This is a genomic window from Actinoalloteichus sp. AHMU CJ021 (assembly GCF_002895405.1).
Lineage (GTDB): Bacteria > Actinomycetota > Actinomycetes > Mycobacteriales > Pseudonocardiaceae > Actinoalloteichus_B > Actinoalloteichus_B caeruleus.
The window spans coordinates 3132340-3153460 of the sequence record NZ_CP025990.1 but is presented as its reverse complement, the minus strand read 5'-3'; the positions used below and the strand labels follow the sequence as shown (position 1 = coordinate 3153460).

General features: G+C 72.6%; 15 protein-coding genes. 3 read left to right on the top strand and 12 right to left on the bottom strand.

All coding sequences use genetic code 11. The features are described 5' to 3' along the window. Nucleotides 1-149 precede the first annotated feature (149 nt). Entirely contained in the window at nt 150-977 is an 828-nt protein-coding gene (locus tag C1701_RS13560; protein WP_035292502.1) for a dienelactone hydrolase family protein, read from the top strand. 460 nt (nt 978-1437) lie between these two features. On the opposite strand, the gene C1701_RS13555 is transcribed toward C1701_RS13560, so the two are convergent. From C1701_RS13555 to C1701_RS13505, 11 genes are all read right to left on the bottom strand, one after another. Continuing rightward, nucleotides 1438-1944 (bottom strand): hypothetical protein, encoded by a 507-nt coding sequence (locus C1701_RS13555; protein ID WP_030104454.1) that lies wholly within the window; start codon nt 1942-1944, stop codon nt 1438-1440. Nucleotides 1945-1990: 46 nt separating this feature from the next. Beyond that, nucleotides 1991-5188 carry a WXG100 family type VII secretion target gene (locus tag C1701_RS27375; RefSeq protein WP_337662261.1) on the bottom strand — a complete coding sequence of 1066 codons (3198 nt, stop codon included), beginning with the start codon at nt 5186-5188 and terminating at the stop codon, nt 1991-1993. Beyond that, entirely contained in the window at nt 5185-5499 is a 315-nt protein-coding gene (locus tag C1701_RS27370; protein WP_155886199.1) for a hypothetical protein, read from the bottom strand. Before C1701_RS27370 ends, C1701_RS27375 begins: the two co-directional genes overlap by 4 nt. Nucleotides 5500-6079: 580 nt before the next feature. Next, on the bottom strand, nt 6080-7417 hold the full coding sequence (glmM, locus tag C1701_RS13540) for a phosphoglucosamine mutase (RefSeq protein WP_026419488.1): 1338 nt from the start codon (nt 7415-7417) through the stop codon (nt 6080-6082). Between the two features lie 180 nt (nt 7418-7597). Further along, nucleotides 7598-8041 carry a 30S ribosomal protein S9 gene (gene rpsI / locus C1701_RS13535; RefSeq protein ID WP_372493019.1) on the bottom strand — a complete coding sequence of 148 codons (444 nt, stop codon included), beginning with the start codon at nt 8039-8041 and terminating at the stop codon, nt 7598-7600. An 89-nt stretch (nt 8042-8130) separates the two neighbouring features. After that, nucleotides 8131-8574 carry a 50S ribosomal protein L13 gene (gene rplM / locus C1701_RS13530; RefSeq protein WP_026419490.1) on the bottom strand — a complete coding sequence of 148 codons (444 nt, stop codon included), beginning with the start codon at nt 8572-8574 and terminating at the stop codon, nt 8131-8133. A gap of 683 nt (nt 8575-9257) precedes the next feature. After that, on the bottom strand, nt 9258-9545 hold the full coding sequence (locus C1701_RS13525) for a WXG100 family type VII secretion target (RefSeq protein ID WP_026419491.1): 288 nt from the start codon (nt 9543-9545) through the stop codon (nt 9258-9260). A gap of 71 nt (nt 9546-9616) precedes the next feature. After that, a complete protein-coding gene (locus C1701_RS13520) occupies nt 9617-9928 on the bottom strand; it encodes a WXG100 family type VII secretion target (protein WP_035273667.1) in 312 nt (103 codons plus the stop codon). 134 nt (nt 9929-10062) lie between these two features. Next, on the bottom strand, nt 10063-10440 hold the full coding sequence (locus C1701_RS13515; protein ID WP_103055980.1) for a hypothetical protein: 378 nt from the start codon (nt 10438-10440) through the stop codon (nt 10063-10065). Nucleotides 10441-10505: 65 nt separating this feature from the next. After that, nucleotides 10506-12419 (bottom strand): type VII secretion-associated protein, encoded by a 1914-nt coding sequence (locus tag C1701_RS13510; protein ID WP_103055979.1) that lies wholly within the window; start codon nt 12417-12419, stop codon nt 10506-10508. Nucleotides 12420-12683: 264 nt separating this feature from the next. Continuing rightward, nucleotides 12684-16673 carry a type VII secretion protein EccC gene (locus C1701_RS13505; protein ID WP_026419494.1) on the bottom strand — a complete coding sequence of 1330 codons (3990 nt, stop codon included), beginning with the start codon at nt 16671-16673 and terminating at the stop codon, nt 12684-12686. 294 nt (nt 16674-16967) lie between these two features. On the opposite strand from C1701_RS13505, the gene eccD reads away from it, so the two are divergent. After that, entirely contained in the window at nt 16968-18356 is a 1389-nt protein-coding gene (gene eccD, locus C1701_RS13500) for a type VII secretion integral membrane protein EccD (RefSeq protein WP_026419495.1), read from the top strand. A gap of 52 nt (nt 18357-18408) precedes the next feature. Next, nucleotides 18409-20061: a type VII secretion-associated serine protease mycosin gene (gene mycP, locus C1701_RS13495; RefSeq protein WP_103055978.1), complete on the top strand. Its 1653-nt coding sequence runs from the start codon at nt 18409-18411 to the stop codon at nt 20059-20061. Nucleotides 20062-20293: 232 nt separating this feature from the next. Here mycP and C1701_RS13490 read toward each other — a convergent pair whose 3' ends face one another. Beyond that, entirely contained in the window at nt 20294-20989 is a 696-nt protein-coding gene (locus tag C1701_RS13490) for a FadR/GntR family transcriptional regulator (RefSeq protein ID WP_026419496.1), read from the bottom strand. Between the last annotated feature and the right edge of the window lie 132 nt (nt 20990-21121).

Genomic DNA, 21121 nt, shown 5'->3' with positions numbered 1-21121 from the left:
CCAACACTCCGTCACCGGACCGGTCAGCCCCTCGGGTGACGGCGCTCGCGTCGCCGACCCGCCGCCGCGGTGCCTCGGATCGAGTGAGGTGGCGGTCAGGTGGGGCGCGACTGCCCGGAAGCGTCGATCATCGACTACCGTCGCCCCTCATGGCCCGCTTTGCCAAGAAGCTGATCGCCGAACTCAGCCAGCCAGGACCGCACGGCGTGCTGCGCGGGGACCTCGCGCTGGTCGGACTGCCGGGGACGGTCGTCACACCACGGCAGGGGCTGGGCCTTCCGGCGGTCGCCTTCGGGCACGGGTGGATGCAGCCGACCCGCCGCTACCGCGACCTGCTCCGCCACCTGGCCTCCTGGGGCTTCGTGGTCGCCGCCCCCGCCACCCACCAGGGATTGCTGCCCTCGCACCGGCTCTTCGCCGCCGACCTCCACACCGCGCTGGAGGTGTGCGCGAAGGTGCGGCTGGGCACCGGGGACATCAGCGTCGACCCCGACCGGATGGGAGTGGTGGGGCACTCGTTCGGCGCGGGCGCGGCCGTGCTCGCGGCGGCGAACTGGCCGGAGATCAGGGCCGTCGTCACCCTGGCCGTCACCGAGACGCGGCCCTCGGCGATCAACGCGGCGCGGGACTGCGGGGCGCCGGCGCTGCACCTGGCCGCCGAGGAGGACCGGATCGCTCCCCCTGTGGCGATGGCCGAGCCCGTCTCGCACGGCTGGAAGGGCCCGGTGCAGCTACGCACCGTGCGCAAGGCCAACCACCTGACCTTCGCCGAGGGCCGCCACTGGACGGACCTGTTGATGGACGGCCGGCCCCGGCGCCAACACGCGGACCTGGTGAAGGCCCTGACCACCGCCTTCCTGCTCCGCGTGCTCACCGACGACCGGCGCTACGACACGCTGTTGGAGACCGAGGTGAAGGGCGCGACCCTCGACTACAGCCGTGGCCGGCGGCAGGACCGGGGCCGTCTCCCCGCCTGACCCGCCTCCACCGCCGCCCAGCCGGGCGGGCCGGACCGGGAAGGGCTCCACCTCCCAGCCGGGCTCGCGCCATCGCGGGGCGCCTGACGGGCGCGGGGCACGGGTACGTGACTGACGGGTGCCGACCGGCCCGGCGCCGGGGCGGGCGGCTGTGGTCCCTGACGCCGGCACCCGTGGGCGACGGTTCCCGGTGGTGGGCGGGGACCACCGACCTCCGCCCGAGCTCCCAGGGGCAGGGCGGGGCGCCGGGACGGCGGCCGCCGCTCGCCGGGCACTCCCACGGACCGCCCACCACGGCGATGGGCGGGAGACCACCCCGGCCATGTCGGGTGGGGCGCCGAGGGCGCCCCTGCCACAGCTCGCCGGGTTCCCCGGCGGCCACCCGACGTCCCGACACCGCACGACCGGGACCCGGCCCCGGCGGGACGGCCGGGACACCAGCGCGCCCCGGCCTGGCCGATCAGTGCAGCCAGCCGCCCTCCGAGTAGTCCTCGTCCTCGTCGTCGTCACGCCGCCGCCGGGACGTCAGGGGCGGCCCGCCCAGGCCTGGCCGGGGGGCACCGGGTGACGGCGCGGCCGGGCCGGCGACCGGGACGTCCGGCCGCCGGGGCTCCGGAGCCGGGGCCGGCTCGGCGGCCGGACGCGCCGGCGGGTGCCCGACGGGCGCCCCGCCGTACTGGTCCGACGTGGGTTCCTCGTCCTCCGGGCCGAAGGCGAACTCCCCGCCACCGCCCCGCTGGGTCGCGGCGGAGGTGTCCCAGCCGCCGGCCTCCTTCCGCCGCACCGCGCTCTCGTGCAGCCGCTTGGCCACGGCCGCCGCGTGCGCGAAACGCTGCTGGGTCTGCTCCCGCAGCTTCTTCCGGCTCTCCGTCACCCGACGTTCGAGGAGGGCACGCCGGTCACCGTGCTCCTTCGTGATCCCGGCCAGGCGGCCCTTGGCCGCCGCCAACCGCTCCGCCGCGCTCATCCGGCTCCCCCGCTCCCACCGACCGCGACACGGTGGTCCCCGTCGTTCATCGCTTGTCCTCCCCGTCGAACAGCGACCGCATCCGGCTCGCCTTCTCCGCGGCCTCGTTGGCGTCGAAAACGTCCTGGTGCTGGACCCGCCACTGGCTGGGCCCACGTTCCTGGTCCTGGCCGCCCTGGCCCCCCTGACCGCCGCCGCCCATCATGCCGCCGCCCATCATGCCCATCCCGCCGCCCTGGCCGCCGGCTCCGCCACCGCCCTGGCCCGCCGGCCCGAAGGGGCCAGCGGCGTGCGCCTGCTGGCCGTAACCAGGCTGGCCCTGTGGGCCGAACTGGCCCGCGCCCTGCTGGCCGGTCTGCCCGGCCTGGCCCGGTTGACCACCGTCCGGCATGGCCGCGAAACCGGCGCCGGCGGGCCCACTCGCCTGCGGCGTCGAGGTGTTGGGCAGGCCGCCCCGGTACTGGTCGCCCTGCCCGTGCTGCCAGGAGTCCGAACCCGGCCCCTGCCAGGGCTGGTTGCCGGCCTGGTGGGGCTGAGCCCCCCACGAACCGTGACCACCATCCGAACCGGGGCCGAAGGCGAACGGCCCGTCGGGTCCACCAGCGGGGCCACCGCTCATCCCGCCCATCAGTCCCTGCGGGCTGACGGAAGGGGGACCACCGGCAGGAGCACCCGGACCGCCGGGGCCCGAACCGGGGCCGAAGCCCTCCTGCGGGCCGTACCCGCCACCCGGTGGGCCGTACTGGCCTGGTCCCCAGCCGCCGGGAGCGGAACCGCCGCCGGCTCCCGCCGGGGAGACCGCGCCCGGCCCGGAACCGCCGCCCGGCGAGCCCGGCTCCCAACCACCGCCAGCGGGGGCGGGTCCGCCGCCGAAGCGTCCCGGTTCCTGCCCCCAGCCGCCCCCGGGCGGCGCGCCCGGTGTCGGGTGGTTGCCGATCGACGGGTCGTGCCCCGGCACCCCGCCGAAGGAGGGAGGTGGGCCGCCAGGGGTCGGTCCTCCGACGAAACCACCGGCCGGCGGAGCACCCGGAACGGCACCGGTGCCCACCCCGGTGTGCCCCTGGTCGGCCGGCCCCCAGGGAGCCGCGGCGGCCGGAGCCGAGTCGGGGCTGGTCCACTGACCCGCACCGCCGAAGCCCGGGGCGGAGGCGGGCAGGGTTTCGGCGGTCGGTGCCCGAAGTCCCCCTTCGGCCGGCATCGTCCGCATCCCCTCGCCGGGCTCACCCGGAGTCCGGAACTCCGCCTCCGCCGGCATCGTCCGGAAGCCGTCCCCGCCCTCACCGGGTCCCGGTCGCGACGGTGCTCCCGGCAGGGAGGTACCGGCGGCGCCGCCGCCCGCACCGCCATCCGACGAGCTCGGGTCGAAGTGCACCGCGTAGGACTCCCGGGAGCCGTCGGGCCCCACCACCGTGACGTCGAAGCGCCCGTCCTCGCCCTCGACCCGTTCCACCGTGACGGTGCCGCCCCCGTGCTCGATGGTCGCCACCCCGTCCGGCCCTGGGCGCAACGGGATGGGCTGGCCGGGCGGGGTCGTGCCCGGGCCGCCAGGGCCGTACGGCTGGTTCTCGACCTCGGGACGACCCTCATCGCCCAGTTCGGCCGGCAGGGGGGTGAGCTGGGGCGTGCCGTCGTCCCCGAAGTCGACGACGTACTCGGTGGACTGCCCGTCCTCGCCCTCGACCTCCAGGTGCACGGTGCCGTCCTCGCCCGGCTGGAGGGAGAGCCCCTCGTTCGGTTCGGGCAGGGTGACGCGTCCGCCGGGTTCCTCCGGGGTCACCTCCACCGGTTCCGGGTAGATGCCGCCCCCGAAACCCAGCGGGTCCTCGGGATCCGGCGCCCCGTCCTCCAGACCCAGCGGGTCCTCCGGCACCTCGGGGATCTCCGGCATCTCCGGTGGTTCCGGCATCTCGGGCATGTCCGGTGGGCTTCCGCCACCACCGGGCATCTCCGGGATCGGCGGCATGCCGCCGCCCTCCGAGCCGCCCCCGCCGCCCGGCATCCCCCCGGGCGGCATCCCGCCGGGCATCCCTCCCGGGTCGCCGGGCGTCCCGTCCCCGCCGGGGAAGCCGTCCGGGGTGAAGGGCATGGCCTCGACGTCCTGGAACGGGTTCTCGAAGTCGGCCAGGTAGTCGGTCAGGGCCCGCCAGGAGTCATCGACCGAGTCCCGGACCGTGTCGCAGTACTCCAGGAAGCTCGAGTAGAGCGTCTCGTACTCGGCGGTGAAGGACTCCCGGATCCAGCGCCGGCACTCCCGCTGCGTGTAGTCCTTCGCCTCGTACCCCCAGCTGCAACCACCGAAGGTACCGCTGATGTCAGAACCGGTCTGCTGGTCCAGCCAGCCGGCGACGACCTTGGCCTCGTCCTCGGTGATTCGATCGGTGTCCTTCGCCGCGATCGTGATGATGTTCTCGGCCATCCAGTGGGTGGCCTCGCCCATCGTGTCGGTGTGGCTGTCCAGGGCGTACTGCGCCTTGTCGACGACCAGGCCGTGCACCGTGTCCATCGAGGTGGTCAACAGCTCGGCGCCTCCGCCGAGCGCCTCGGACAGCTCGACGCCGTTCGGTTTGATCTTGTCGGCGTGGTGCTGGCGAGCGGTGTCGGCGGCCTCCCCGTCCCAGGTGCCGAACAGGGTCTCCAACTTCCGGTCCACGGTCGACAGGGCGTCGTCCACCGCCGCCTGGGACGCGGAGAGCCGTTCGGCGTCCTCCCGCATCTTGCCGAACTGGATGCCGTTCTGCTCCCGGTAGCGCTCCAGGATCTCCGGGTAGGGGTTCCCGCCCGGCAGGCTGTAGGGGATGGTGTCGGCCGGGCACTGCGCGAGGAGCTGCCCGAAGGTGTCGAAGAAGCGGAGGCCGGCCTCACCGGGGTCGAGCACCTCGTCCGAGGTGTCCACCCCACCAGCCTGCCCCGGAGGCGTGATCCGGTCGAGATCGCGCTGCCCCTCGCTGATGGCTTCCCGCGCCTGTCGCTCCTGGTATCCGCGGTCGTCCTGCTGCCTGCGGGCCTCGTCCATCACCGAGTCGAGCTGGTCGGCCAGGAACCAGGGCGGAAACCCGCTGACGTCGTGCTCGGCGAGGTACCGGTCCAGCTCCTCCGGCTCGTTCGCGTAGCAGACGTCCTCGGCACCGGGGTAGGCCTGTCGATGGGCCACGTAGGACCGGAGCAGCAGCTGCTTGGTCTCGTGGTCGACGTTGGGGTCGTCGAGGATGGCCTTGGTCTCGGCCCAGTCGCGGTTCCCGCTCACAGGTTGCCTCCGGCGTTGGTGACGGTGGAGGTGTTGGCGGCGTCGTCGGCGGCGTACCCCTCGGCGGACGCGGAGATGTTCATGGCGAAGGCGCGCAGCACCCCGACGAAGGCAGCCCCGCTCTCGGCGAGGACGCCCACTCCCTCCGCGTAGGGTTGCGGCGGGTCGACGTGGACCACGCCGAACCCGCTGGCCTGCGCCGGCCCGGTGTCCTCCAGCACCGACTCCGCGTCGTCAGCCGCGCTCTCGATCCCCCGCGCTGCCCGCGACATCGCTTCCGTATCGGTCCCGTAGCCCGCGGCCACTGGCACCAGCCTCCCCTGTCTCCTGCCGGAGCCCCTGCTGCCTCGCTGTCGGTGTCCGGCACCACCGCGTGACGTGCGACGCGCGTGAACATTCCCTGGTTCCCGATCGTGTCAGACCGATCAGCACCACAGGGTGGACTTACCGCTACTCCTTGCAGGTGTGAACACCGCGTGAGCCTCACCGGCGCCGGTGGCCACCACCAGGGAGTTCGCTCGCCTCGACCGCCGCGCCAGGCGGAGCGGCGCCCGGAGGGCCGCGAATGCCCGTGGCAGCTCGGGGTGGCGTCGTGGACGAGGGCCGCCCGGCGGCCGGGCCCGGTCGATCCGGAGCCCGAAGGGCCTGCCGGGCGCTGGCACGCTCCCTCGGACGACCCGCAACGGCGTCCAGGCTCGCGGTAGCGAACGACCGCGCTCGGGACCGTGGGGCGCGGGGGCGGGGCGACCCGGCCGCCGGAGTGGCGCGCCGAGGTTCAGGCCGCCCGTCGCGGGACCGGCTCGTCACGCCGGCGGTGCTCGGGCCGAGCAGGGGCCACCTCGTCCGACCCGGCACGGACTCAGCGGTGCCGGACCCGGCGGACCGGGTCAGTCAGCCGGCGGCGGCGACGACGCCCGCGAGCCGGTGGGCCGCCTCCTCGGCGGTCTCGTGGCTGGGTGCCTCCACCATCACCCGCACCAACTGCTCGGTGCCGGAGGGGCGGAGCAGCACCCGCCCCGTCTCGCCGAGCTCGCGCTGGACCTCGGCGACGGCCTCGGCGACGGAGGAGGAGGCCGCGACCGTCGCCTTGTCCCCCACCGGCACGTTGACCAGCACCTGGGGCAGCCGACGCATCACGCCGGCCAGCTTCGACAGCGGTTGTCCGGTCGCCACCACCCTGGCCATCAGCCGGAGGGCCGTCAGCAGACCGTCGCCCGTGGTCGCGTGGGCCGGGAGCACGACGTGCCCGGACTGCTCGCCTCCCAGGGCGTAGCCGCCCGCCCGCAGCTCGGCCAGTACGTAGCGGTCGCCGACGGCCGTGGTGCGGACGTCGATGCCCTGCTCCCGCATCGCCAGGTGCAGGCCGAGGTTGCTCATGACCGTCGTGACCAGCACGTTGTCGACGAGCTCACCGGACTCGCCCATCGCCACGGCCAGGATGGCCATGATCTGGTCGCCGTCGACGACCTGGCCGTCGGCGTCCACCGCCAGGCAGCGATCGGCGTCACCGTCGTGGGCGATGCCCAGGTCCGCGCCGTACTCGAGCACGGCGTCCCGCACCACCTCGATGTGGGTCGAGCCGCACCCGTCGTTGATGTTCAGGCCGTCGGGGTCCGCGTTCACCGCGATCACCTCGGCGCCGGCCCGTTCGTACACCTCGGGCGCCACCGTGGAGGCGGCACCGTGCGCGCAGTCCACCACGACCCGCAGGCCCTCCAGCCGCTGCGGCGTGGCCAGCAGCAGGTGGTCGAGGTAGCGGTCCAGCGCTCCCGGCACGTCCTGGATCCGACCGATCCGGTCGCCGACGGGACGGTCACCGCCGCCCTCCGCCATCCTGGCCGCGATCCGGTCCTCGACCTCGTCGGGGAGCTTCGCGCCACCGGCGGCGAAGAGCTTGATGCCGTTGTCCGGCATGGGGTTGTGGGAGGCGGAGATCATCACCCCGCAGCTGGCGCCCAGGTCGGAGACCAGGTGCGCGACGGCCGGGGTGGGCAGGACACCGACCCGCAGCACGTCGGCGCCGGCCGAGGCGAGGCCGGCGGCCACGGCCGCCTCCAGCATCTCGCCGCTCGCCCTCGGGTCACGACCCAGCACCGCCGTGGGGCGGGCACCCTCAGCCTGCTCGAACAGGACGTCGGCCGCCGCCACCGCCAAGGACATGGCCAGCTCCGGGGAGAGTTCCGCGTTGGCCAGGCCACGCAGCCCGTCGGTCCCGAACAAACGGCCCATGGTCGATGCACCTTTCTGCTGCTGAGACCGTCCTCGCGCCTCGGCCCGCCACGGGACCGAGCTCCGCCGACCCTGCGTCCGGTCGGCCGGGGGACCTCCGGAAACAGCGACGGGAGCAGCCGGCGTTCTCAGTGTGAGGACGCACAGCCGCTCCCGCGCGTTGAGCTGACCGGGTCGAGGTCAGCGCTTGCTGTACTGCGGAGCCTTGCGGGCCTTCTTCAGGCCGTACTTCTTCCGCTCCTTGGCCCGGGCGTCCCGGGTCAGGAAGCCGGCCTTCTTCAGGGCCGGGCGGTCGTCCGCGTCGGCCTCGACGAGGGCACGCGCGATGGCGAGGCGCAGCGCCCCGGCCTGGCCGGAGGGGCCACCGCCACGCAGGTTGCCGAAGATGTCGAAGGACTCGACCTTGTCGGCCGTCACCAGCGGTTCCTTGATGATCTGCTGGTGGACCTTGTTCGGGAAGTACTGCTCGAGGCTCTTGCCGTTGAGGGTGAAACCGCCGGTGCCGGGCACCAGGCGCACGCGAACCACGGCCTCCTTGCGGCGGCCGACGGTCTGCACCGGGCCAGCCACGAGCGGCGCAGCAGCCACCTCGTCGTAGGCCTCCGGCTCGTCGTCCACGGCCACGTCGAAGTCAGCCAGAGCCTGGTCCTGGTCCTCGACCGGGACCTCGACCTCCGGGGCCAGCTCGTTCTCGGGGTGCTCGTTCGCCGTCGTCACTTCTCCACCTTGCCGATCTGGAAGGGCTGCGGCTGCTGCGCAGCGTGCGGGTGCTGCGGGCCCGCGTACACCTTGAGCTTGCGGGCCATCGCCCGGCCCAACCGGTTCTTCGGGAGCATGCCCTTGATGGACTTCTCCAGGAGACGCTCCGGCTGCTTCTCCAGCATCTCGCCGAAGGAGCGCTTGCGCAGACCACCAGGGTGGCCGCTGTGGCGGTACACGAAGCTCTGGTCGCGCTTGTGGCCGGTCAGCGCCACCTTCTCGGCGTTGACGACGACAACGAAGTCGCCGGTGTCCATGTGCGGGGCGTAGATCGGCTTGTGCTTGCCGCGCAGCAGGGTGGCTGCCTGGGTGGCGAGCCTGCCGAGCACGACATCCTCGGCATCGATCACATGCCAGGCGCGCTCCACCTCGCCGGGCTTCGGGCTGTACGTGCGCACAGGATTACCTCGTCGTCGTTCGCATCGGGTTGGCTGCGGGATGTTACTGCGGCGGTCGCCCTCGACTGGTCAGCCCGTGATTCAGGGTCCTGCACCGAGGGACGCGGGTAGCAGCCCGCACCGGACACCGCACAACAACGGAAGAACATACCCGCCGCTGCCTGGAAGGGTCAAAACGGGTCCTCACCAGGACCCCGGTACTGGCCGCGGACCCGATCCGCAGGTCCACCGCGCAACTCCCGCCAGGACCGCCGAAGGGTTCCGCGACCTGGCTTCCGACATCATCGCATCCCCGGGCGGAGGTGTCTCACCCGGGTGGGTGGCCACGGCGGATTCGGCTCGTTGAGCTGCGGCGAGGCGCTGGTGGGGACGGCACGAACGCCCACCCCCTCCGGAGGGGCATGACGAGGAACACATCGGCGCACCCGCCCACCGGGCGGCGCGCAGGGGGCGCCGCCCGGTCCCCCTCGACGGCGGCGCGGTGCGGCGGGAGGGGCGGAGGCGCCACCGACGGGGTCGCCGGGGGACGGGTCCCTCCCACCGACGGCACCTGGTCGCGGACCCAGCCCGGGCCGGGAGGCGGCACGCGGAGCGGCGGCGAGCACCCGGCCCGCCTCCTCGCCCCGGACACACCCGTGGCCCCGGGGCCGGAGCTCCGGGGCCACACACGGCTGGACGGCCGATCAGGCGAAGCGCGCGGCGTTCGCCTTCTCACCAGCCTGGTAGTTGTCGGCGGCCTGGCTCAGCGCGGTGCCGATCGCGGCGATGGTGGTGCGGATCTCCTCGGCACCCTGGTCCCACTTGGCCTGCGACGCGTGCCACGCGTCCATGGCCTCACCGGACCAGCTCGACTCGATCGGGGCCAGCCGGCTCTTGAGCGCGTTCTGCGTCTCCTCGAGCTGGTTGCCCGCGCTGGTCACCTCCGCGGAGGCGTTCTGGATTTCGGCGAACGTAACCTTGATCCCGCTCATGGCGAGTGCCCTCTCAGTTCTCGGGTCGGGGAAAAGACGTCGGTACGGAAGAACTCAAGCGCCGTGACGGCTCAGAAGTTCAGGCGGCTGTCGATGGAGCTCATCGAGGCGGCCTCTTCCTCTTCCAGGCGCGCGTACTCCTCGCCCGAGCCCTTGAGCTGGTCGCCGATCTCCCGCAGCGCCTCGTTGACCTTCTGGCCGCCCTGGTCCAGCCGCTCCATGAGGTTCTGGAACGCGGTGGCCGCACCACCCGACCAGAAGCCGGCGACGTTGCCGCAGGTGCTCTGGAGGCTGCTGAGCACGCCCTGGATCTCGTCGTTGGTGTTGAAGACGTCGTGAGCGGCCTGCGCCATCTCTTCCGGCGTGACCTCGTAGCTGCTCATCTGGAGGAGTCCCCCTTCAGGATCAATCCGATGGAACGTTCATGCGACGCAAACCCTGCCAGCAGCGGTTCCCCTTTGTCCCGAAGTTCCCCCAAGTAGTTGCTGCCGTTAACGCGACCCCGTGTTCTCGCAGGTCAACACAGGATTCGCTGTTGCGAAAAGTCCTCGTCGTCGCCGTCGTCCACATCGGCCCCCCGTCGCGGGAACGGTTCGTCCCGCGCCTCGGGGCCCGCCGTCCCGGCGGGGCGGGGGTCCTCCTCGGACGGGAACTCGGCCACCGGGAGGCCGGCGGCGGCGCGGAAGGCCGTCGACTCCCGGCTCAGCTCGCCGTCGGTGAGGTCGCCGCGCCCGGTCCGCTGTGGACGTTCGCGGGCCTGCTCGGCGAGCGCCCGGGTCGACTCGCGGAAACCCGCCGTCCGTTCCCTCGCCTCGGCCGCCGCGCGAGCCCCCCTGGTCACCGCTCCGGCCACCTGCTGCCGGAGACGGGTGAGCGCGTCCGCTGCCTGACTCATGGTCCTCCCTCGCTTGTCACCGGATCGTCGGGCCGCTCGCGGGCACCGGCCGAGCGGGCCGCCGGCTAACCGATCCGGAGGCTGTCCACCACGCGCTCGCAGGCCTGGGCCACCCGCTCGGCCCCCTGGGGCGTGTACTGGCAGCCGACCGCGACCTGGAGCCTGCCGTCGAACAGGTGGTACCAGTCCACGGTCCGCCCGTCCGCCCGGTCCTGCCGGTAGTAGACGACGTCCCGGCCGGCGTACTCCGCGCCCACGTCGAAACCGGCGAAGGTGGAACCACCGACCGACCCGTTCCGCTCCTCGTAGCTCTGACGCAGCTCGCTCGCCGCCCGCTCCCGGTCGGCGTCGCTGTCGTAGTCCAGCCGCCATTCCTGCACGACGACCAGGTCCGTGTCCTCGGCCGCGCCCTCCGGTCTGATCTGGACCTTGCGCTGGGCGGCGTCGCCGCCGCTCTGCTCCCAGTCGGCCGGGTAGGCGAAGCGGTAGTCGTAGAGCGCGATCTCCCGGTCGCTCCGGGGGAGGACGAAGACCACCAGCGCCGCCGCGACCGCGAGGGCAGCGACGAGAGCACCGCCGAGGAGCCACCACCGGCGTTGGTCCCGCCGCCCGCGACCCTTCCCCAGCGGCGGCGGACCGTGCGCGGGACGGGGTGGGGGGCCGACCACCGGACCGCCACCACGCGGCGGGAACGGACCGCCGGCGAGCGGGGCGGGGCCGGGCGGGCCGTAGTGCCCCGGGGGCGCCGCGACGGGGGGCCCGGCGGGCGGGAAACCCGGTGGAGGCGTGCCGCTCCCCGAGCGGACCGCCGGAGGCACGGGTGCCGCGACCGGACCCCGGAGCCCCCGGGCCGGGGTTCCCGAGGGTGCCCGGACGGCGGCGACCCCGCTGGTCCGCTCCGGGTCGAGGGCCACCGCCCGCAGGGCGCCCCTCGCCACCACAGTCTCGGGCTGGTCGAGGGTGGTGGGCACCACTCCCACCCGCTCGTGCACCAGTCGCGCCACGAGCGGGATGCGGCTCGAACCGCCGACCAGGAAGACGGCGCCGAGTCGGCCAGGCTCCACTCCGGCGTCCCGGGCCGCCCGGCCCACCAGGTCCGCCGCCTCCGCGATCCTGTCGTGGATGAGCGCCTCCAGGTCGCTCCTGGTGACGAGCGCGTCGGCGAACGGCGGCGGGAGCGGGATGTCGGTGTAGCTGTGGCGGGACAACGTCTCCTTGGCGCCCCGCACGTCCTGGAACAGCACCCGTCGACGGCGGCGGTCGGGGAGGTCACGTCCTCCGGTCAACTCCTGCCACCCGGCCGGGTCGACCGCCGAGGCGGTTCCACCCACGTGGTCGAGCAGCGCCTGGTCGATGTCGGCACCGCCGAATCCGGGGTTGCCGCGCGTCGCCAGCACCTCGAAACCCGTTCCGGCGCGGCGGACCACGCTGACGTCGACCGTCCCCCCACCGAGGTCGAGGACCGCGACCGGTTCGGCGGGTCCGTCCGCCGCCGCCTGCTCCGCCTGGAGGGTGCTGTGGAAGACCGCCGCCGCCACCGGTTCGGGCACCAGGACGAACTCGCGGGCCAGGCCGTGCGCGGCCTGCCGCAGCAGCCGGGTTCGCGTCGCGCCCCATTCGGCGGGGTGGGTGAGCACGAGGAGGTCGACGACGGCGCGGTCCGCGAGGTGCCTGGCCTCGTCCACCGCCCGCCGGAGGACGGCGTGGACCACGTTCGACACCGGCAGCACCGTGGTGCCGAGCAGCAGCTCGCCCTCGTCGACCCGCCGTTTCGGGTAAGGCTCGTAGCGGGCGGGGTCGATCGCGGCCTGCCGCTCCGCCTCGGCGCCCACGAAGAGGGTCCCGTCCTCGGCCGCGAAGACGGCGGAGGGCATCAGGGGCTGTCCGTCGACCACGACGACCTGCGGCTCACGCCCGTCGACCGAGGCGACCACGCAGGTGCTGGACGTCCCGAAGTCGACCGCCACGCGCAAGCTCACGTCAACGCCCCTCAAACCGGACCCCGCCGGCCGCCGGCACCGGCCCACCCGTCGGCCCGGGGCACCCGGCCACGACAGGCGATACCGACCGCCTCCCGACCTTCTTGGCAGTCAGGGTAGCCACCGTTCCGGGGGAGCCCGCGACACCGCTGGTCCCGGTCCGACGCGGTGACCGCACGGCGAGGGGCACGCCCGGACGCGGGGGAGGGGGCCGTCCCACTCGACAGCCCCCTCCCCCGCTCGACGAGGAGCCGTGACGATTCGTCAGAAGTTCGGCTCCAGCCACGCGATCTGCATCAGCTGCTGGCCGACCCGCCGGCTGACGACGGTGCCCCGACCAGGTGGCATCGCGGTCGGCTTGATGTTGCCGAGGATGTTCGCCTCCTCCTTGGGCCCGCTCATGATGATGCCCGGCGTCGACACCTCCTTCATCTTGCCGATCACCGGCTCGAAGGAGGACCGCGAGCCGCCGGCGATGTTCCTGGCGGTGATCACGTGCAGACCGACGTCCTTGGCCTGGGGGATGAACTCGGCGAGCGGCTGGAGGGGGTTCGCCCCCTGCGGGGCCACCAACTCGTAGTCGTCGACGATGACGAACAGGTCGGGTCCCTTCCACCAGGACCGGTTCCGCAGTTCCTCCTGCGTCACGTTCGGGCCGGGCATCCGCTTGGCCAGCGAGTTCTTGATGTCGCCGACGTAGCCCTTCAGCTGGTTCGCCGACACCGCGTACTCCAGCAGGTGCGGTGTCTGGAGGAAACCGAGCATCGTGCGCCGGTAGTCGACCAGCAGGATCAGCGCCTCACGCGGCGTGTAGACCTTCGTGATGCCCTCGATGATCGTGCGCAGCAGGTTGGTCTTGCCCGACTCGCGCTCGCCGAAGGCCATGAAGTGCGGATCGGAGTCGAAGTCCAACGCGACCGGTGCGAGCTCGTTCTCGTCGACGCCGATGGGGACCAGTTTCTTGCCGGCCGGCATCTCCAGGCGGGGCATCTGCTCGATCGGCAGCCGCTCCGGGAGCAACCGCACCTTGGGTGCGTGCGGGCCGCGCCAGGCGCCCGACACCTTCGCCACCGCGTCGCCCACTCCGTTGGCGATGTCCTCCGAGTTCGACGAACCGTCGATCCTGGGGAGGCCGATGAGGAAGTGCAGCTTCTCCGGGGACAGGCCCCGCCCAGGCGCGCCCTGGGGCACGTTCACCGCGACCCGCCGGTCCACCTCGGACTCCGTCGGGTCACCGAGCCGGAGTTCGAACCGCGTCCCGAGCAGGTCCTTGAGCGCGGGTCGGATCTCGGCCCACCGGTTGGCGGTCAGCACCAGGTGCACGCCGTAGCTCAGGCCCTGCCCGGCGAGGTTCTGGACCTGCTTCTCCATCGGCTCGAACTCCGTCTTGAAGTTGAGCCAGCCGTCGATGACCAGGAAGACGTCGCCGAAGGGGTCCTCCTTGGCCTCGCCCCGGCGCTTGCGCACCCGGTAGTCGGCCATCGAGTCGACACCCAGCCTGCCGAACAGGGCCTCCCGCTGCGCGATCAGCCCGCTGATCTCGGCGATGGTCCGTCGAACGGTGTCGGGATCGCGCCTGGCCGCCACCGCGCCGACGTGGGGCAGCCCGGAGAGGCTCTGCAACGTGCCACCACCGAAGTCGAGGCAGTAGAAGTTGGCCTCCTCCGGGGTGTGGGTCAACGCCATCGACATGATCAGCGTCCGCAGCGCCATCGACTTGCCGGTCTGCGGGCCACCCACGACCGCGGCATGCCCCTTCGCGCCGGCGAGGTCCGCCCAGAGGAGGTCCCTGCGCTGTTCGAAGGGCTTGTCGACGAGGCCGATGGGCACCTGGAGCCGACCGTTGGCGAAGAAGCCGGCTGGGGAGAGCCCCCGGTCCTCGGCGGGCGCCAGCGGCGGCATGAGCAGGTCGAGCGGGGAGGACTCCCGCAGCGGCGGCAGCCACACCTCGTGCGCGGGCGGCCCCTGGCCGACGAGCCGGCTGATCAGCACGTCCAGCTCGCTGGGCTCGTTGGCCTCCTCCTCCTTCTTCTTCTGGGCCGGAGCCGGTTGGGCCGGTTTCTCCGGTTCCTTCGGGATCTCGACGTAGTCCGGGACGAACAGCTTCGGCCGCCGGTCGGCGGTGACCGGGGCCGAGGTCGGTCCGACCTGGACACCGGCCGGCCGGTACGGGCCGGAGACGTAGGAGGCCTTGAACCGGACCAGGCTCGTGGTGTCGAACTTCAGGTACCCGGAGCCGGGCACGGGCGGCAGCTCGTAGGCGTCGGGCACGCCGATCGCGGCCCGGGACTCCGAGGCGGAGAACGTCTTCAGACCGATCCGGTAGGACAGGAAGGTGTCCAGTCCGCGCAGTTTGCCCTCCTCCAGCCGCTGCGAGGCCAGCAGCATGTGGATCTGCAACGAACGGCCCACCCGGCCGATCTGGAGGAAGATGTCGATGAAGTCCGGTTTGGCGGTCAGCATCTCGGAGAACTCGTCGATGCAGATGAACAACGCCGGGAGCGGGTCGAGGTCGGCCCCGTTCTCCCGCGCCTTCTGGTAGTCCCAGACGTTCTTGAAGTTCCCCTTGGCCAGGATCTCCTGCCGCCGGGACACCTCGCCGGAGATGGCGTCCTTCATCCGGTCCACCAGCGTGAGGTCACCGGAGAGGTTGGTGATCGTCGCGGCGACGTGGGGGGCCTTGTCCAGGCCGAGGAACGTCGCGCCGCCCTTGAAGTCGACGAGGATCATGTTCAACGCGGTCGACGAGTGCGTGGCCAGCAGGCCGAGCACCAGGGTCCGCAGGAACTCCGACTTGCCGGACCCGGTCGCGCCGATGCACAGCCCGTGCGGGCCCATCCCGCCGACGGCGGCCTCCTTGATGTCCAGCTCGACGAGCTGGCCATGCTCCCCGACACCGAAGGCGACCTTGTAGCGGTCGCGGACGGGACGGGGTCGCCAGGCCTCCTGGACGTCGAAGGTCATCTCGTCGCCGGCGATACCGGCCATCTCCAGCACGCCCGGGTTGGACAGCAGCGGCTCCTCCTCGCTCTGCTCCTGCGAGGCCGCGCCGAGCCGGTAGGGGGACAGCTTGCGGGACAGGGCCTCCGCCTCGGCGAGGCTCAGGTCGTCCGGCGAGCCGAACCACTCCACCCCGCTCGCGCTCCGCGCGCCGACCCGCTTCTCGTCGACGACGAGGCGGAGTCCCCGCCGCGCGGTGAGTTTGCCCAGGGAGTTGGAGAGGTCGAGGAGCGTGACGCCCATCAGCCCCTCCTCCATGAGGATGTACTCCTCACGGGTGACCTCGCCCTCGTCGATGACGATGACGATGTGCGGCTGGTCCGGCTGCGGCGGCGCGTTCCGGCTGAACCGCTGCCGGTCCCGCAGGTGGTCGGCGAGGAACGACTCGACCTGGCCGAGGGAGCCGGCCATCATCCGCAGCGAGCCGATGCCGTCGTTGATCGTGGGGTGCTGGACGTGGGGCAGCCACTTGGCCCACTCCCACTCCTGCTTCGCCCGGCCCGAGGTGACGACGGCGATGAGCACGTCCTCGGGGGTGTGGAAGGTGGCGAGCTGGGAGATCATCGCCCGTGCCAACGCCCGGCCGTGCTTGGCCTCCCCCTCGATCCCCACCGCGGCGAAGCCCCGCAGCGCGATCACGATGGGCAGGTCGGGCACGATCGAGTGCGCCCGGACGAACCGGCGGAGCGCGAGGGTGGTCAACGGCTCCAGCTCGTCGACCGGCCCGGTCTGCGGCGGGACCAACCTGGTGTCGAGCCGCTGCGAACCCCGGCCCACCCGGAGGTGGCAGAAGTCGGAGTCGTTCTGCCGCCGTTCCCACATGCGGCGGCTGGTGGCCATCGACCACAACGCCTGCGGGTCCGGGTGGTGCCACTCGCGGGAGGCCCGCTGCTCGGCGACGGCCTCGCGCGCCCGGTCCCGCATCTGGCCGAGGTACCGCAGGTAGTCCTTGCGGTCCTCGTCCATCTCGGCCTTCTTCTGGGCGTTGCCCTTGCCACCACCGCCGACCATCATCCCGATGGTCGAGATGAGGAACATGCCGCCGAACATGAGCATCATCGGGTTGCGGCGCATGGTGAACATCAGCGCCATCATCCCGATCGACGCCACGATCATGATCACCGGAAGCAGCTTCTGGATGATGTTGCCGGGTATCGGCCTCGGCACCTCGGGCGGTGGTTCGAGATGCACCTCACCACCGGGCGGCCGGGGGGCGGACAGCCGCGGCGACCGCTTGAACTTCAGCGTGCTCACCGAACAGGCACCTCTCGCACTCGACATCACGGGACGGTCGGCGGACGTCGGCGACGCGGTGGCGGTTCACGCTCGGGTCCGGGGGAGTCCGCTGATTTTCCCGTTCCCGAGGCATTCCGGCCGACGTTCTGGTTCGGTTACGCCAAACCCACGGACTCGCCCAACTCGGTGCGGCCATACTAAGGGCGCTCACCGCGACGGCGGGACGGATTCGGTGAACCCGGTCCACGGGGACGCCCGCCCGCCACGGGGGCGGCCCGAGAAGCAACCGACGACATGACATTAGGGGGCGCAGTGGCGACCGGTACGACGGTGTTCAGCCGAGTGACGGTGGTTGCGCCGAAGACACGCATCGACCTCGCTCTGCCCGCCGACGTCGCAGTGGCCGACCTGCTTCCGATGCTGCTGGAGATGTCCAAGGAGGCCACTCCGGACGGCGGCGCCCGGCATGGCGGCTGGTGCCTGGCGAAGATGGGTGAGGGGCCGCTCGACCCGAGCAGGACACTGGCCTCCCTCGGGGTGCTGGACGGCGAGATCGTGCAACTGCGCCGCCGCTCGGAGAACCCGCCACCACCGCTGTACGACGACGTGGTCGACGCGATCTCCGACTCCGACCCGCTCAGTTTCCGGCCGTGGACCAAGGAGACCGCCCACCGCCTGGGCCACATCGCGGGAGTGCTGGCGCTGGTGGTCGCGGCCGTCGCGCTGTTCGTCTCGGGTCGGAGCCTCGGGTCGGCGATCACGGCCACGGTCACCGCGGTGGTCGCCGTCGCGGCCGGCGCGGTGGTCACCCGCGCGTACCGGGCACCGAGGACCGGCCTGCTGATCGCCGCCGCCGGCGGGCTCCCGATGGCTTTCGTCGGCGGGCTGTACCTGGTTCCCGGCGGTGAGCTCGCACCGTCGTTCCTGCTCGGGTCCGCGCTCGTCACCGTCTTCGCGTCGGCGAGCGTGATGTTGTTGGGCCAGGGCGTCGTCGTCTTCGTCGCCGCCGGGGCCGCCGGCGCGCTGGGCGCGCTGACCTTCCTGGTGGGCACCTTCGTCGACCACCCCCCGTCGGGGATCGCGGCCGGGGCGGCCGCCGTCTCGCTCGCCGCGCTGTCCATCCTGCCCCGGCTCACGATCTACCTGGCGAAGCTGCCCCTCCCCCAGGTCCCCGGTAGCGCCGAGGACCTCAAGGAGGACACCGGCTTCCCGGACTACGCGATCATCGAGCAGCGCTCGGGACTGGCGCACGAGTACATGACCGGCATGATCATCGGGTGCGGCGTGGTCGCCGCGATCGGTGCGGTGATCGCGGCCGGGTCGGACAACTTCTGGGGTCCGGTGCTCGGGGTCGTCGTCTCGATCGTCCTGCTGCTGCGTTCCCGCACCTACGCCAACGGGACGCAGGCGATCGCGCTGCTGATGTGCGGCATGCTCACCGCGGCCGGCCTCGTGGTGGGGTGGATGACCGCGACCGACGACCAGCTGGTGATGCTGTTGGGCGTCTTCGGGACGCTCATGGTGTTGGCGGTGGCCGCGTTCGTCCTCGGGGTGGTGTTCCCCGACCAGAAGTTCTCGCCGGTGCTCCGCCGGTCGGTCGACATCTTCGAGGCCGTGATGATCGCGGCGGTCATCCCGGTGGCGCTGGCCGTGATGGAGCTGTACACGACCTTCCGCCAGTTGATCCAGATCGAGTGGTGACGGCCGCGACTCCGACGGGAGGGCATCGCGGGTGCGGCGAAAGGACATGACGATGGCTGCCAGCCGACGTTCGGGTGGCGCGGTCCGGCGGCTCGCCGCGGGGGCGACGGTCGCGGTGGTGACGCTCGTCGGCCCGAGCCTGAGCGCCGCTCCGGCGCTGACGGGCGTGGCGGTGGCGCAGGAGGACCAGCAGGACGAGGGGAGTCCCGAGGACCCCGGTCAGGGCGGCGGGGGCGAGGACCTCGGCGACCAGGGGGACCCCGGCGCGGAGGACGGGGCTGGCGCGGAGGACGGGGCTGACCCGGAGTCCCCCGAGGGCGACGCCCCGGGGGACGAGACCGCCGACGACCCCGACCGCCCGAGGTCCGAGGCCGACCGGCGGCTCAACGGCAACGTCCCGACGTTCCCCGACGTCGATCCCGCCGCGCCACCCGGCGTGCCGCCCACCGGCGGTGACTGGGCGTTGTTCGAGCACCGCACGGCCTGCATCACCCCGGGCGCGAGCACGAGCGGGTCGCTGCCACCGCAGTCCTGGGCGCACGACTACCTGCGGTTCGACGAGCTGGCCCGGATGGGCGCGACCGGGTCAGGGCAGCGGGTCGCCGTCGTCGACACCGGGGTGAACCGGCACCCGTCCTTCGGTGACCGGCTCAGCGGGGCGGGCGACTACATCGACGGTCGGGACGGCCGGGACGGGACCTTCGACTGCGAGGGGCACGGGACGATCGTCGCCGGACTGATCGGGGCGGCTCCCTTCGGCAACGACTCCCGGTTCCGGGGCATCGCCCCGGGGGTGGAGCTCGTCGGCATCCGCAATGTCTCCAACTACTACCAGACCGCCGACGACGAGATCCCCGAGGAGGAGAAGGTCGCCGGCGCCGGCAACACCGACATCATGGCGCGGGCCATCGTGCAGGCGGCGAACCAGGGCGTGGACGTGATCAACCTCTCCCAGTCCTCCTGCCAGCCCATCACCGACGTCGAGTCCCCCTACGTCCAGCGGCTACACGCGGCCGTCAAGTACGCGGTCCACGAGCGGGACGTCGTGGTGGTCGCCGCCTCCGGCAACGGGGCGGACGGCTGCTCCACGAACACCGCCGACAACGTCACCCACATGACGCTGCCCGGCGCGTTCCCCGAGGTGCTGGCCGTGGGTGCCACCGACCGCACTGGCGCGCTGGCCGAGTTCTCGGTGCAGGGCTGGTGGGTCGACATCGCGGCACCGGGCACCGAGGTCACCTCGGTGGATCCCGCGCCGGGTGGCGAGGGCCTGGCCAACATGCTCGACATCCAGGGCAACGGCCTCGAACCCATCCAGGGGACCAGCTTCGCCGCCCCCTACGTCGCCGGCACCGCCGCGCTGGTGCGCGAGCGTTTCCCCAACCTGTCGGCGACGCAGGTCGTGGACCGCATCAAGCGGACCGCGCAACAGACCGGCGGGGTCAACGGCGTCGCCTTCGGGTGGGGGACCGGGGTGGTGGACCCGGTGGCCGCGCTGACGCGCACTCTCCCGGAGGAGGAGCCGAGGGCGGACGCCCTGTTCCACGGCGGTGTCCACCACCTGGAGGAACGGGACTGGACCCCGACCATCGTCGCCGTGGCCGGCGCCGGCGGCGGGATCGGGCTGCTCCTGCTGACCGTCTTCATCACCAGGACGCTGCGCCACACCCGGGAACGGGACCGCCAGCTCGCCGAGGACGGCTGAGGGAGCGGGTCCACCGCGCCGCGGTGGGATCGACGCCGGGCACGGACGCCCACCCGGTCCCGCACCCGGCGACTGGGCGCCCGCCCCCTGGCATGGACGTCGTGCCGCGTCCCGACCTCAGGCTCACGGCTCACGCTCCTGGCCGGGCGGGCACCGGTACGACCGCCTGGTCGGTCACCCGGCGAACGACGGGCGGTGGCCCCTCGGGACGTCAGCCGGTGCGCCGCGAGTGCTACCGCCAGATCGGCGCGAGCTCCTCGACCGCCTGGTCGACGATGCGCAGCATCGCCGACTGCGCGCCGGCGGCGTCACCGCGCTGGACGGCGTCGGCCACGTCGATGTGCAACTGGAGTGCCTCGGCCGCCGGGTAGCGGGGCATCAGCCCGTACTGGGTCCGGCCGGTCAGGACCTCGGCCACGACGTCCGAGAGCTGCGCGAACATCTCGTTTCCGCTGCCGAGGAGGACCATCTGGTGGAAGGCGATGTCGACCACGAGGAAGGCCTCGAGGTCGCCGGACCGCCCGAGCCCGCGCAGCCGCCCGGCCACCGACATGAGCTCGGCGGCGACCTCGATGCTGGCGTTGTGCGCGGCGAGCGCCGCCGCCGCCGGTTCGACCGCCGCCCGGAGCTGTGAGAGGGAGCGGAGCTGGTCGGCCCGCTGGTCGCCGGCCAGGCGCCAGCGGATGACCCTCGGGTCGTAGAGGTTCCACTCGCTCGCCGGGAGGACCACGACCCCGACCCGTCGCCGGGAGGACACGAGTGACAGCGCCTCCAGGACCCGCACGACCTCGCGGATGACCGATCGCGAGACGTCGAACCGGTCGGCGAGCTCGTCGAGCAGCACCCGGTCCCCGGCCGCGAGCGTTCCGCCGGTCACCGCCAGCCCCAGTTCCTCCAACAGCCGGTCGTGCAGGCTCACCCAGGCCACGCCGTCGCCCTTTCCCGGTGCCGCCGGTGACCCGATCAACACCCACGGTTTTCGTCTGACTTATTTCACACAGGGAGTTGTTTACATCAGATTTAATGCCTAGTCTCTGCGCTACTCATCCGATGTAGGTCC

What these genes read in the sequence shown, in the direction of transcription:
- C1701_RS13515 (WP_103055980.1), bottom strand. Translation starts at nt 10,440, where the DNA reads ATGAGTCAGGCAGCGGACGCGCTCACCCGTCTCCGGCAGCAGGTGGCC.
- glmM (WP_026419488.1), bottom strand. Translation starts at nt 7,417, where the DNA reads ATGGGCCGTTTGTTCGGGACCGACGGGCTGCGTGGCCTGGCCAACGCG.
- C1701_RS13520 (WP_035273667.1), bottom strand. Translation starts at nt 9,928, where the DNA reads ATGAGCAGCTACGAGGTCACGCCGGAAGAGATGGCGCAGGCCGCTCAC.
- C1701_RS13525 (WP_026419491.1), bottom strand. Translation starts at nt 9,545, where the DNA reads ATGAGCGGGATCAAGGTTACGTTCGCCGAAATCCAGAACGCCTCCGCG.
- C1701_RS13560 (WP_035292502.1), top strand. Translation starts at nt 150, where the DNA reads ATGGCCCGCTTTGCCAAGAAGCTGATCGCCGAACTCAGCCAGCCAGGA.
- mycP (WP_103055978.1), top strand. Translation starts at nt 18,409, where the DNA reads ATGGCTGCCAGCCGACGTTCGGGTGGCGCGGTCCGGCGGCTCGCCGCG.
- C1701_RS13555 (WP_030104454.1), bottom strand. Translation starts at nt 1,944, where the DNA reads ATGAGCGCGGCGGAGCGGTTGGCGGCGGCCAAGGGCCGCCTGGCCGGG.